Raw genomic sequence first — 13,525 nt, 5'->3', positions numbered from 1 at the left:
TCCGCTCCGCCGGGCCTTCGACCCCTTGACCCACCCAACCCCGGGACCATCCATGACTGACAAGACCGCGGGCGGCGACGTCCGCCTCTCCGGGATCAGCAAGCACTACGGCACCTTCACCGCCGTGCACCCGCTGGATCTCACCATCCCCCAGGGCTCCTTCTTCGCCCTGCTCGGCGCCTCGGGCTGCGGGAAGACCACCACCCTGCGCATGATCGCCGGCCTGGAGGAGCCCTCCACCGGCACGGTCCACCTCGGCGACCGGGAGGTCACCGACCTGCAGCCGTACAAGCGCCCGGTCAACACGGTCTTCCAGAGCTACGCGCTCTTCCCGCACCTGAGCATCTTCGAGAACGTCGCCTTCGGGCTGCGCCGCCGGGGCATCAAGTCGGTCAAGAAGCAGGTCGACGACATGCTGGAGCTGGTCCAGCTCGGCCAGTTCGCCCAGCGCAAGCCGCACCAGCTCTCCGGCGGCCAGCAGCAGCGCGTCGCCGTCGCCCGCGCACTGATCAACCACCCGCAGGTCCTCCTCCTCGACGAGCCGCTCGGCGCCCTCGACCTCAAGCTGCGCCGCCAGATGCAGCTGGAGCTCAAGCGGATCCAGACCGAGGTCGGCATCACCTTCGTGCACGTCACGCACGACCAGGAGGAGGCCATGACCATGGCCGACACCGTCGCGGTGATGAACGGCGGGCGCGTCGAGCAGCTGGGTGCCCCCGCCGAGCTGTACGAGAACCCGGGCACCACCTTCGTGGCCAACTTCCTCGGCACCTCGAACCTCATCGAGGCCTCGGTGGACTCCGCCGGCTCCGAGGTCGTCGTCTCCGCCTCCGGAACCACCCTGCGGCTGCCCGCCGCCCGATGTTCGACCACCCCCCGCGCGGGCGGAAAGCTCCTGGTCGGGGTGCGCCCCGAGAAGATCTCCCTGGTCCACGCCGACGAGGAGCACACCATCGCGGCCGGCCGCAACAAGGTCGCCGGCCGGATAGCCGACTCCTCCTTCATCGGCGTCTCCACCCAGTACGTCATCGACAGCCAGGTCTGCCCGGAGCTGGAGGTGTACGCCCAGAACATCGAGCGCGACGGCCGCCTGGTGCCGGGCGCCGAGGTGATCCTGCACTGGAACCCGGAGCACACCTTCGGCCTCGACGCGGCCCAGGACATCGACGCGGGCATCGAGACGGTGGAGGAGAGCGCATGACGACCACCGCGGCGCCGCCCCAGGCGCCCGCCGCCACCGAACCCCCGGTGCACAAGGCGGCCCTGCGCAAGCGGCTGATCCCGTACTGGCTGCTGCTCCCCGGCATCCTGTGGCTGCTGGTGTTCTTCGTGCTGCCGATGGTCTACCAGGCCTCCACCTCGGTGCAGACCGGCTCCCTCGAAGAGGGCTTCCAGGTCACCTGGCACTTCGGGACCTACTGGGACGCCTTCACCGAGTACTACCCGCAGTTCCTGCGCTCGCTGCTCTACGCGGGCACCGCGACCGCGCTGTGCCTGCTGCTCGGCTACCCGCTGGCCTACCTGATCGCCTTCAAGGCCGGCCGCTGGCGCAACCTGCTCCTCGTCCTGGTCATCGCCCCGTTCTTCACCAGCTTCCTGATCCGCACGCTGGCCTGGAAGACGATCCTGGCCGACGGCGGCCCGGTGGTCGGTGTCCTCAACAACATCGGCTTCCTCGACGTCACCAGCTGGCTCGGCATGACCGAGGGGAACCGGGTGCTGGCCACGCCGCTCGCGGTGGTCTGCGGCCTCACGTACAACTTCCTCCCCTTCATGATCCTGCCGCTGTACTCCTCCCTGGAGCGCATCGACACCCGCCTCCACGAGGCGGCCGGGGACCTGTACGCACGCCCCGCCACGGTCTTCCGGAAGGTGACCTTCCCGCTCTCGATGCCGGGCGTGGTCTCCGGGACCCTGCTCACCTTCATCCCGGCGAGCGGCGACTACGTGAACGCCGAACTGCTCGGCTCCACGGACACCCGGATGATCGGCAACGTCATCCAGTCGCAGTACCTGCGGATCCTCGACTACCCGACGGCGGCCGCGCTGTCCTTCATTCTCATGGCCATCGTGCTGATCATGGTCACCATCTACATCCGCCGAGCGGGGACGGAGGACCTGGTCTGATGCGCAATCCCCTCACCTGGCTCCGGCGCAACCTGGTCGTCATCGCGGGCCTCGGCACGCTCGCGTACATGATCCTGCCGAACGTCGTCGTCACCGTGTTCTCCTTCAACAACCCCACCGGGCGGTTCAACTACGCCTGGCAGGAGTTCTCCCTCGACGCGTGGAAGGACCCCTGCGGGGTCGCCGACATGTGCGGCTCCCTGTCCCTCTCGCTCCAGATCGCCCTCTGGTCCACCCTCGTCGCGACCGCGCTGGGCACAGCGATCGCCTTCGCGCTCGTGCGCTACCGCTTCCGGGCGCGCGGGGCGGTCAACTCGCTGATCTTCCTGCCCATGGCCATGCCCGAGATCGTGATGGCGGCCTCGCTGCTCGCACTCTTCCTCAACATGGGCATCCAGCTGGGCTTCTGGACGATCCTGATAGCGCACATCATGTTCTGCCTCAGCTTCGTCGTCGCCGCCGTCAAGGCGCGTGTCCTGTCCATGGACCCGCGGCTGGAGGAGGCCGCCCGCGACCTCTACGCCGGCCCGGTGCAGACCTTCGTACGGGTCACCCTGCCGATCGCGGCACCCGGTATCGCGGCGGGCGCGCTGCTCTCCTTCGCGCTCTCCTTCGACGACTTCATCATCACCAACTTCAACTCGGGCAACACCGTCACCTTCCCCATGTTCGTGTGGGGATCGGCCCAGCGCGGTACGCCCGTGCAGATCAACGTCATCGGTACGGCGATGTTCGTCATCGCGGTGCTGGTGGTCCTGGCCGGCCAGATGGTCGGCAACCGCCGCAAGAAGGCACAACCGAAGTAATTCGGGAAAGCACGTCATCAGTTCCGTAGGGAGTTGGAAGCCATGGCCCCAGTCGCCATGCGTAGTGTTGCGAAATCCCTTTCCGAAGCGAAGCCGGTCTCGTACTGGCTGGACGACCCCGGTAAGCCGGCCCCCGAGCCGGCGCTGACCTCCGACGAGCGCTGCGACCTGCTGGTCGTCGGCGGCGGCTACAGCGGGCTGTGGACCGCCCTGATCGCCAAGGAGCGCGACCCCGGGCGGGACGTCGTACTGATCGAGAGCAAGGAGGCGGGCTGGGCCGCCTCCGGCCGCAACGGCGGATTCTGCGCCGCCTCCCTCACCCACGGCCTCAGCAACGGAATCGCCCGCTGGCCCGGCGAGCTGGCCAAGCTGGAGGAGATGGGCGCCCGCAACCTCGACGCCATCGAGGAGGCCGTCGCCCGCTACGGCATCGACTGCGACTTCGAGCGGACCGGCGAGATCGACGTCGCCACCGAACCGCACCAGGTCGAGGAGCTGCGCGAACTGCACGAGGAGGCGCTGCGCCTGGGCCTCGCCGACGGCTCCGAATGGCTGGACGGCGAGGCCGTGCGCGCCGAGGTCGACTCGCCGACCTTCCTCGCGGGCCTCTGGGACCGCGACGGCGTCGCCATGCTCAATCCGGCGAAGCTGGCCTGGGGCCTCAAGCGGGCCTGCCTGGAGCTCGGGGTGCGGATCTACGAGAACACCCGCGGCCTCAAGCTGGCCGGGGCAGGCTCCGGGATGACCGTGACGACCCCCTACGGCACGATCCTCGCGCGCCGGGTCGCCCTCGGCACCAACATCTTCCCCTCGCTGGTCCGCCGGGTCCGCCCGTTCACCGTCCCGGTCTACGACTACGCGCTGATGAGCGAGCCGCTCGACGAGGCCCAGCTGGCCGCGATCGGCTGGAAGAGGCGGCAGGGACTCGGCGACAGCGCCAACCAGTTCCACTACTTCCGGATCACCCGTGACAACCGGATCCTGTGGGGCGGCTACGACGCGATCTACCCCTACCGCGGGAAGCTCGACTCCGAGTACGACCACCGCCCCGAGACCTACCTCAAGCTCGCGGAGCACTTCTTCACGGCCTTCCCGCAGCTGGAGGGGCTGAAGTTCAGCCACGCCTGGGGCGGAGCCATCGACACCTGCTCGCGCTTTTCCGCCTTCTTCGGCACGGCGCACTCGGGGAAGGTGGCCTACGCGGCCGGCTACACCGGCCTCGGCGTGGGGGCCACCCGGTTCGGGGCGGACGTGATGCTGGACCTGCTGGACGGGCTCTCCACGGAGCGCACACAGCTGGAGATGGTGAAGTCCAAGCCGATGCCGTTCCCGCCCGAGCCCTTCGCCTGGACCGGGATCGCGCTCACCAAGTGGTCGCTGGCCCGCGCGGACGCCCGCGGCGGACACCGGAACCTGTGGCTCAAGACGCTGGACCGCTTCGGCCTCGGCTTCGACAGCTAGGCCGCCCCGAGCCCGCGCGCCGCGCACCGCTTGCTTCGCCCCGGGCCGTGCCCGGTGCGGACCGCCGGTCACCGTGTGACCCGCTTCACTGCCTTGGAGTGACGAAACCCGCGTCATACCTGCGCCCGGCCCCGCTCTCTCCAGGTGAGAACCCCTCACCTACAGGGAGCGGAGGCCGGGCGATGACGATTCCGGGGGCCAGGACGGCAGTGGACTGGCTGGTATCGGTGGCGCCGGATCCGGACGCCTGCCGGTGGGAGTGGGAGCGCAACCCGCTCGGGGTCGCCCTGCTGCCCGCCGGCCGGCGCTGGGACGTGCTGGTCCTGCCCGGGGAGCTGGGGCGGCCCACCCTCGACGTGCTCCGCCTGCTCCTCGACCGGCCCGGCCCGGTGCTCGCCGAGTTCGGCGACTCCAGGGTGGGCTTCTTCGTGCCCGCGGGCACGGCGTCGCGCTGGCTCGGCACGGGCGTACGGGGTGCCGGGCGCGGGAGCTGGATCGTGGTCCCGTATCCCGGCCGGGCGACCGGCGGGGTGCGCTGGCTGGTGCTCCCGGACGGCGAGGGGACGCTCACCGATCCGGCCGTGCTGGAGCTCGCGATGCACGAGGCGGCCGCGGGCATGCCGGCGAAGGAGGGCCGGAAGGCTTGACAAGGGTATTGGTCTGGACCATCTTGGGCGCCGCTGACCCCCTCCATCCCCCCATGCACCGGAGGCAGTTGTGCGCAGAGCCCTACCCCTCCTCACGGCCGCCGCCCTCGCGGTGGCCGGCTTCCTCGCCGCGGGCCCGCCCGCCGCGGCGGCCGACGCCGACCTCGTACGCAACGGCGGCTTCGAGGCCGGCCTCGACGGCTGGAGCTGCTCCGGCGGCAGCGGAGCCGTCGTCACCACACCCGTCCACGGCGGAAATTCCGCCCTGAGGGCCACCCCGGCCGGCCAGGACAACGCCCGCTGCTCCCAGACCGTCACCGTCAAGCCCGACTCGGCGTACACGCTCGGCGCGTGGGTGCAGGGCGCGTACGTCTACCTCGGCGCGAGCGGCACCGGCACCACCGACGTGTCGGCCTGGACGCAGACGCCGGGGGCGTGGAAGCAGCTGACGACCACCTTCCGCACCGGCCCGTCCACGACCTCGGTGACCGTCTACACCCACGGCTGGTACGGCCAGCCCGCCCATCTCACCGACGACCTCACCCTGGTCGGCCCGGACCCCGGCGGTCCCGGGCAGCCCCAGCCCCCGGCCGCCCCCACCGGCCTGACCGCCTCCGCCACCTCGTCGACGTCCGTCGCGCTGTCCTGGTCGGCGGTCCCGGGCGCCACCTCGTACACCGTCCACCGGGACGGCGCGGCGCCGCTGTCCGTCACCTCGGCCTCGGCGGCCGTGACCGGCCTCGCCGCGGCCACCACGTACACCTTCCGGGTCAGCGCGGTGAACGCGGCGGGCGCCTCCCCGCAGAGCGCGCCCGCCTCCGCGACCACGCCCGGTGGCGGGGGAGGGGGCGGGGGTGGCCTGCCCGCGCACGCGCTCGTCGGCTACCTGCACGCGAGCTTCGCCAACGGCTCCGGATACGTCCGGATGGCCGACGTGCCCGCCTCCTGGGACGTCATCAACCTCGCCTTCGGCGAACCCACTTCGGTGACCTCGGGCGACATCCGCTTCCGGCTCTGCCCGGTCGCGGAATGCCCGAACGCCGAATCCCCGGCGGAGTTCAAGGCGGCCGTCAAGGCCAAGCAGGCGGCCGGCAAGAAGGTGCTGATCTCGATCGGCGGCCAGAACGGCCAGGTCCAGCTCGCGAGCCCGGCCGCCCGGGACGCCTTCGTCTCCTCCGTCGGCAAGATCATCGACGAGTACGGCCTCGACGGCCTGGACATCGACTTCGAGGGCCACTCCCTGTCCCTGGCCACCGGGGACACCGACTTCCGGGCGCCCACCACCCCGGTGGTCGTCAACCTGATCTCGGCCGTGAAGACCCTGAAGGCCCGCTACGGACCGGACTTCGTCCTGACCATGGCCCCGGAGACCTTCTTCGTCCAGCTGGGCTACCAGTACTACGGCTCCGGCCCCTGGGGCGGCCAGGACCCGCGCGCCGGCGCGTACCTCCCGGTCATCCACGCCCTGCGTGACGACCTCACCCTGCTCCACGTCCAGGACTACAACTCGGGCTCGATCATGGGCCTCGACAACCAGTACCACTCCATGGGCGGCGCGGACTTCCACATCGCCATGACCGACATGCTGCTCACCGGCTTCCCGGTCGCCGGGAACACCGCCCGGGTCTTCCCGGCCCTGCGCCCGGACCAGGTCGCCATCGGCCTGCCGGCCACGACGAACGCGGGCAACGGCCACACCTCGCCGGCAGAAGTGAACAAGGCCCTGAACTGTCTGACGAAGGGGACGGACTGCGGGACCTACCGGACCCACGGCACCTGGCCGGGGCTGCGCGGCCTGATGACCTGGTCGATCAACTGGGACCGCTTCGGAGGCTGGGAGTTCAGCCGGAACTTCGACGCGTACTTCGGAGGCTGAGCCGTCCTGCCCGGCCGGGTCGTCCTGCCCGGCCGACCCCGCCGGCCCACGCCACTGCGAGCAGCAGGGGAGTGCAGAGCAGCAGGCTGGCCAGGACGTCCAGCGGCCAGTGCCACCCCCGAAGGATCAGCCCGGCGGCCGTCGCCCCCGTCAGCACCAGGGCGGCGGCCGTCGGCCATGCCCGGCGGGTGTACGGGCGCACGAGCAGGGCCGCGCCGAGGTACGCGACGGCGGCGGTGGCCGTGTGGCCCGAGGGGAAGTAGCCGGCGGCCCAGGGCTCCAGGGGCCCGGGCCGGGCGGTCCACTCCTTGAACGGGATGACCAGGGCCGGCACCAGGGCCATCGCCAGGCCCGCGGCCCCGGCGGCGAGCGCCCGCCCGCGCCGGGCGGCGTACGCCATGGCCAGGACGAGGACGGGCACGGCGACCGGGATGTTGCCGAGGTCCGAGAGGCGCTCGGTGACGGAGTCCGGGACCGTGCGCACCAGGGCGCGGCTCAGCGCGTGGTCCGGGGTCAGCAGCGGGCCGGAGACCAGCACCTGCCAGGTGACCAGGGAGAAGAGGAGGCCGCAGACCGCGGCGATCAGGAGAGGAGTGGCCGGCCGTCCCGGAACAGGGGGGATGGTTCCGGGACGGCCGCCCGGATCGGGTTGCCGGGCGCCCCGGGGGGTTTGGGGCGAACGGCTGTCCGATCGGTGAGGAGTGTGCGCGAACGCATGCCCAGTACGGTGCTGGGGAAGCCCAGTACTGGTGTCGCCCCCGGTTTCCCTGGAGCGGGGTGTCTCACTCATCTGCAGAAACCGTACGGCAGCGAAAGGGGGACCGACAGCAGGATCGCGCTCCCGCCATCGGCCCCCCACAGCTTCTTCACAGCGTCCGCCCGTTACCGCCGGTAGGTACCGGTCGCGGCGTGCGCACGTTCTAGCCGTTCGATCAGATGGCCGTGCCGATGGCCGCGAACGCGGCCTCGATGAGGTCCAGGCCCTCGTTCAGCAGGTCCTCGCCGATGACGATCGGCGGGAGGAAGCGGAGCACGTTGCCGTAGGTGCCACAGGTGAGGACGAGCAGGCCCTCGGCGTGGCAGGCCTTGGCGAGCGCGCCGGCCGCCTCCGGGAACGGGGTCTTGGAGACCGGGTCCTTGACCAGCTCGATCGCGATCATGGCGCCGCGGCCGCGGATGTCGCCGATGATGTCGTACTTCTCCTGCATGGCCGTCAGGCGGGCCTTCATGACGGACTCGATCTTCTTCGCCGCGGCGTTGAGGTCGAGCTCCTTCATGGTCTCGATGGAGCCGAGCGCACCCGCGCACGCCACCGGGTTGCCGCCGTAGGTGCCACCCAGGCCACCCGCGTGCGCGGCGTCCATGATCTCGGCGCGGCCGGTCACGGCGGCGAGCGGCAGACCGCCCGCGATGCCCTTGGCGGTGGTGATCAGGTCCGGGACGATGCCCTCGTCCTCGCACGCGAACCACTGGCCGGTGCGGCAGAAGCCGGACTGGATCTCGTCGGCGACGAAGACGATGCCGTTGTCGTTGGCGAACTTCACGATCGCGGGCAGGAAGCCCTTGGCCGGCTCGATGAAACCGCCCTCGCCGAGGACCGGCTCGATGATGATCGCGGCGACGTTCTCGGCGCCGATCTGCTTGGTGATCTGGTCGATCGCCTGGGCGGCGGCCTCGGGGCCGCAGTTCTCGGCACCGGTGGGCCAGCGGTAGCCGTAGGCGACCGGGACGCGGTAGACCTCGGGGGCGAACGGACCGAAGCCCTGCTTGTACGGCATGTTCTTCGCGGTCAGCGCCATGGTGAGGTTCGTACGGCCGTGGTAGCCGTGGTCGAAGACGACGACGGCCTGGCGCTTGGTGTACGAACGGGCGATCTTGACGGCGTTCTCGACGGCCTCGGCGCCGGAGTTGAACAGGGCCGACTTCTTGGCGTGGGTGCCCGGGGTCAGCTCGGCGAGGGCCTCGCAGACCTCGACGTAGCCCTCGTACGGGGTGACCATGAAACAGGTGTGGGTGAAGTCGGCGAGCTGCGCGGAGGCGCGGCGCACGACGGCCTCGGCGGACGCGCCGACCGAGGTCACGGCGATGCCGGAGCCGAAGTCGATCAGGCGGTTGCCGTCGACGTCCTCGATGATGCCGCCGCCCGCGCGGGCCGTGAAGACGGGCAGCACGGAGCCCACGCCACCGGCCACGGTCTGGAGGCGGCGGGCCTGCAGCTCCTGCGACTTGGGGCCGGGGATCGCGGTGACGATCTTGCGCTCCTGCGGAACAGCGGTCATAGGGGGCTCCTGGGGGGTGTTTTCGGACGCACTTGTCTCTTTGTCCGCAGGCTAGGCCCGGGAGCGGTGGTACTGCATGCTCCGTTCGGTAGTGATCACCGCGTGTCCTTGTCCGTGACGGCCATAGGAAGGACCCGGGCACGCCTCTTGTGGACGGCACGGCGCATCGGAGCGCGGGTACGGGCCCACGGCCGACGCCGGGCAACTACATTGAGCGACGCAGCGCAGGCACGGGCAGGGGGCAGGGGTTTCATGGACACCGACGGCACGCACGACGGACGGGCAACCCGCTCGGATCGCGTACCGAGACCTGCTGGCGCCCCACAGGCGCACCCCCCGAAGCCGCGCCACGCGCCGGACCGTGGACCGACCGTCGCCGACTGGCTGCGCACCCCCCGGCCGGTCGCCGAGCCGGGCGTATGGCGCTACGGCCACTCCCCGCGGGCAGCGGTGGAACCGCCGACGACCCCCGACCGGGCTCTTGCCACCGGAGCACTCGTTTCCTTCCTGGCGTGTGTCCTCGTCTGGTCCCTGATGCGCAACACGTACATTCCCTTCTGGGACGCACCGCTCAACCTCTTCACCCCGGACAGCTGGTACGCCGCGAACGGGGAGCCGGTCATGGGGACGGGCGGGATGCGGGCCAAGCCGATCTACGAGACGCTCTTCGTCTCGGCGCTCCTCTACGGGTTCGGCCGGCTCGGCAGCTGGCGGACCGCTTGGAACCGCCTGGTCGTCGCGCGCGGCCCCTGGGCACCGGCCCTCGCGGTCGTGCCCCTGGCGTGGGTCACGCTCCTCCTCGTCGACAACCACCAGCTGCCGCTCCGGCAGTTGGTCTTCGCGTTCCTGCCGTACGGCACGGACCAAGAGGCCAACCTCGCGCTCGACAGTACGGCGAAGACCGCGATCGACGTGGCCGTCGTCCTGGCCTTCGCGTGGCTCGGCGGCGCGATCCGCCTGCTGCGCCGGATCCGGCCGGCCGCGAATCCGGCCCGCCCGGACCGCCCCCGGGCGACACCTGTCGACGAGCCGGAGGACGACCCCGCGCGGTGGCCGCAGTTGCGGGCCGCCGGGCTGGGGGAGGTGGCCGAGCGGCTGGAGGTGGAGGCCGGGGGTGGGCGGATGAACGACGTGGACTACGCCCGGATCCGGCGGGCCTGGGACTCCGTGCGCGTCGACCCCTCGCGGATGCGGGCCTTCGCCGACGCCGTGCGTGACAAGGGCGCCGGGGCCTGTGTGCACCCGTCCGGGGCGCGGGACCTGCCCGTGCGGGCCGCCCGGCACGACCTGCTGGCCCGGCAGGTGCTGCTCGGCACCGTGGAGGACGGCGCCCGCAACCCGTACTCCCGCCGCGGCACCGCCCTCGCCCTCGACCCCGACGTGCTCGGCACCTCCCTGCTCGCCGTCGGCCCCTCCGGCACCGGCAAGACCCGGCAGCTGGTGCGGCCCGTCGTCGAGTCGCTCTCGCTCCAGGCCCTCGCCGGCCAGGCCGCCGTCGTCGCCGTCGGCGCGGCCGGCGCCCAGCTCGGACCGGACGCCGCCTTCGACGTCGTGGTCCGGGTCGGCGACCCCGCCTCCGTCTACGACCTCGACCTGTACGGCGGCGCCACCGACCCCGACGAGGCCGCCACCCTGCTCGCCGAGGCCTTCGTCGGGGACGTCCCCGGGATCGACGTACGCCGGGCCGCGACCGCCCTCGCCCAGCTCCTCGGGCCGTTCCGGGCGGCGTACGACCGCTTCCCGACCGTGCCCGAACTGCGCGAACTGCTCGACCAGGTCCCCACCGCCTTCGACGCGCTGCGCCGCGACCTCGCCGGACAGCACGCCATGCTGCGCGAACTCGACGCCCGGGTCCGCCAGCACGGCGCCCCCGCGGACCCCGGCCCCGCCCTCGCCGACCGGGTGGCCCTGCTGGACCGGCCCGCCTTCGCCGGTTTCTTCGACACCACCGGCCAGGGCCGGCCGTTCTCGCTGCGCGCCCTGGAGCACCCGATCCGGGTCCGCGTGGACCTGCCCGAACGCGGACACGCCGACGCCTCCCGGATGCTGGCCCGGCTGCTGCTCGCCCAGTTCAACGCCGCCGCGGCCGCCCGCACCGACCGCTCCCTCTTCGCCTTCCTCGCCTTCGACGACGCCTCCCACACCCTGACCGCCGAGACCGTGCGGGGCGTCCAGCGGCTGCGCTCGGCGCATGCGGGCGTCCTGCTCACGCTGCGCACGCTGGACGACGTACCGGAGGCGCTGCGCACCCCGCTGCTCGGGGCGGTCGGCTGCCGGATGGCCTTCTCCGGGGTCACCACCTGGGACGGCAAGCGCTTCGCCGAGGCCTGGGGCACGGAGTGGGTGGAGACGCGGGACGTCACCCACCGCACCGTCTTCGCCGACCAGCCGCTCACCCGCCTGATGCACTCCTTCCGCAAGCTCGTCACCGGCAAGGCGGTCACCACGGACGCGGTGACCGTGCGCCAGGTGGAGCGCGAGCGGTGGTCCGCCTCGGACCTGGCGCACGCCGTGCCGCCGGGGCACGCCGTCCTGTCGCTGACCTCGGTGCGCGGGGAACGGGCGGCCCCGCTGCTGGTCCGCCTGGCCGGAACGTCCTGACCCGCACCCCGACCCGTACGAGGTGGCAGAATCGAGGGGAGTCGTTCGTACGACACGGCGAAAACCGTCGGCGGTCTGCCTCCTGACCCTCCCGCTCGCCCCCTCCCGCTAAGGCCACTGGTAACCGATGCCGCTCACCCTCGCCTCACTCGTCCAGCACTCGGCGCTCAAGCTCAGCGTCCGGGCCGGGGAGGGCCGCCTCGACACCCCGGTGCGGTGGGCCCACGTCAGCGAGCTCGCCGACCCGGTCCCCTACATGGAGGGCGGGGAGCTGCTCCTGATCACCGCGATGAAGCTGGACGCGGGGGACCCGGAGGAGATGCGCGCCTATGTACGCCGCCTCGCCGCGGCCGGGGTCGTCGGCATCGGCTTCGCGATCGGCGTCAACTACGAGGAGATCCCCGAGGCGCTGGTCGAGGCCGCGCGGGCCGAGGACATGCCGCTGCTGGAGGTACCGCGGCGGACCCCCTTCCTGGCGATCAGCAAGGCGGTCTCCGCGGCCCTCGCCGCGGACCAGTACCGGGCCGTCACCGCCGGTTTCGAGGCCCAGCGGGAGCTGACGCGCGCCGCGCTCTCCGTCGACGGCCCCACCGAGCTGCTGGTGAAACTGGCCGCGCACGTGCACGGCTGGGCCGCGCTGTACGACACCTCGGGCGCGGTCGTCGCGGCCGCCCCCGACTGGGCCGCGCGCCGCGCAGCCCGGCTCACCCCCGACGTGGAACGGCTGCGGGAACGCCCGGCGCCCGCGAGCGCCGTGGTCGGCGGCTCGGAGGACCGCGTGGAGCTGCAGTCCCTGGGCACGGGCCGGCGCGCCCGCGGCGCGCTCGCCGTCGGTACCGCGGCCCCGCTGGGCACGGCCGAGCGGTACGCCGTGCACTCCGCCGTCGCGCTGCTCACCCTCACCACCGAGCGCTCGCGCTCGCTGCACGACGCCGAGTCCCGGCTGGGGGCGGCGGTGCTGCGGATGCTGCTCGCGGGCGAGGCGGACCACGCGCGGGCCGTGGCCGGGGACCTGTACGGGGCCCTGCTGGAGGCACCGTTCCGGCTCGTGGTGGCCGAGCCGGCCCTGGCGGGGACCGCGCAGCCGGAAGGCCTGGCGCTGCTGTCCGACACGGTGGAGTCGGCGGCGGCCCGGACCGGAGAGGCGCTGCTCGTCGTCCCGGAGGAGGGCCGGCTCGTGGTCCTGGCCTCCGACGGGGGCTCGGCCGTACAGGCGTGCATGGACCACGCGGAGGCACTGGAGGCGCGGCGCGGCCGGGACACGGCCGGGCCGGAGCCGGACGAGCTGGTGGTCGGCCTGTCGGCGCCGGCCGGACCGGGCGGTGTGGCGGCGGCCCTCAAGCAGGCGGACCAGGCCCTGGCCGTGGCCCGGCGCCGCGGCCGGCCGATGGTCGAGCACGAGGACATGGCGGCGGGCTCGGTCCTGCCGCTGCTGGCCGACGACGCCGTACGGGCCTTCGCGGACGGCACCCTGCGCGCCCTGCGGGAGCACGACGCGACCGGGCGCGGCGACCTGGTGGCCTCGCTGCAGGCCTGGCTCTCCCGCCACGGGCAGTGGGACGCGGCCGCGGCCGACCTCGGCGTGCACCGGCACACCCTGCGCTACCGGATGAAGCGGGTCGAGGAGATCCTCGGCCGCTCCCTGGAGGACCCGGACGTCCGCATGGAGCTGTGGCTCGCCCTCAAGGCGACCTCGACCCCGTCCTGAGGGCCCCGCTCGGCAGGCCG

At 72.3% G+C, this 13,525-nt stretch carries 10 protein-coding genes; 8 read left to right on the top strand and 2 right to left on the bottom strand.

Going from position 1 to position 13,525, the window contains the following annotated elements; all coding sequences use genetic code 11:
- Positions 1–52: 52 nt before the first annotated feature.
- The 6 genes from KO717_RS10410 to KO717_RS10385 all read left to right on the top strand — a co-directional run bounded on the left by KO717_RS10410 (position 53) and on the right by KO717_RS10385 (position 6,917).
- A complete protein-coding gene (locus KO717_RS10410) occupies positions 53–1,201 on the top strand; it encodes an ABC transporter ATP-binding protein (RefSeq protein WP_301366183.1) in 1,149 nt (382 codons plus the stop codon).
- Positions 1,198–2,127, top strand: a complete 930-nt coding sequence (locus KO717_RS10405) for an ABC transporter permease (RefSeq protein WP_301366181.1) — start codon at positions 1,198–1,200, stop codon at positions 2,125–2,127. Before KO717_RS10410 ends, KO717_RS10405 begins: the two co-directional genes overlap by 4 nt.
- Positions 2,127–2,933, top strand: coding sequence for an ABC transporter permease (locus KO717_RS10400; protein WP_030718627.1), 807 nt, complete (start codon positions 2,127–2,129; stop codon positions 2,931–2,933). The genes KO717_RS10405 and KO717_RS10400 overlap by 1 nt, the downstream gene beginning before the upstream one ends.
- A 42-nt stretch (positions 2,934–2,975) precedes the next feature.
- Positions 2,976–4,394 (top strand): NAD(P)/FAD-dependent oxidoreductase, encoded by a 1,419-nt coding sequence (locus tag KO717_RS10395; RefSeq protein WP_301366178.1) that lies wholly within the window; start codon positions 2,976–2,978, stop codon positions 4,392–4,394.
- A gap of 182 nt (positions 4,395–4,576) precedes the next feature.
- On the top strand, positions 4,577–5,041 hold the full coding sequence (locus KO717_RS10390) for a hypothetical protein (protein ID WP_301366176.1): 465 nt from the start codon (positions 4,577–4,579) through the stop codon (positions 5,039–5,041).
- A 112-nt stretch (positions 5,042–5,153) separates the two neighbouring features.
- On the top strand, positions 5,154–6,917 hold the full coding sequence (locus KO717_RS10385) for a chitinase (protein ID WP_437184634.1): 1,764 nt from the start codon (positions 5,154–5,156) through the stop codon (positions 6,915–6,917).
- Here the strand turns inward: KO717_RS10385 and KO717_RS10380 are convergent.
- On the bottom strand, positions 6,883–7,455 hold the full coding sequence (locus KO717_RS10380) for a phosphatase PAP2 family protein (protein WP_367401517.1): 573 nt from the start codon (positions 7,453–7,455) through the stop codon (positions 6,883–6,885). The two genes, KO717_RS10385 and KO717_RS10380, sit on opposite strands and share 35 nt — an antisense overlap.
- Before the next feature lie 394 nt (positions 7,456–7,849).
- Positions 7,850–9,196, bottom strand: a complete 1,347-nt coding sequence (gabT, locus tag KO717_RS10375) for a 4-aminobutyrate--2-oxoglutarate transaminase (protein ID WP_030012869.1) — start codon at positions 9,194–9,196, stop codon at positions 7,850–7,852.
- 252 nt (positions 9,197–9,448) lie between these two features.
- Here gabT and KO717_RS10370 point away from each other — a divergent pair, with 252 nt between their 5' ends.
- Entirely contained in the window at positions 9,449–11,797 is a 2,349-nt protein-coding gene (locus KO717_RS10370) for an ATP/GTP-binding protein (RefSeq protein WP_301366169.1), read from the top strand.
- Positions 11,798–11,924: 127 nt separating this feature from the next.
- Complete coding sequence (locus KO717_RS10365; protein WP_301366168.1) at positions 11,925–13,505, top strand: PucR family transcriptional regulator; 1,581 nt, start codon at positions 11,925–11,927, stop codon at positions 13,503–13,505.
- Positions 13,506–13,525: the final 20 nt, after the last annotated feature.

Source organism: Streptomyces xanthophaeus (assembly GCF_030440515.1).
GTDB lineage: Bacteria > Actinomycetota > Actinomycetes > Streptomycetales > Streptomycetaceae > Streptomyces > Streptomyces kutzneri.
The sequence above is the reverse complement of the archived record's forward strand: the minus strand, read 5'-3'. Positions and strand labels throughout refer to the sequence as shown.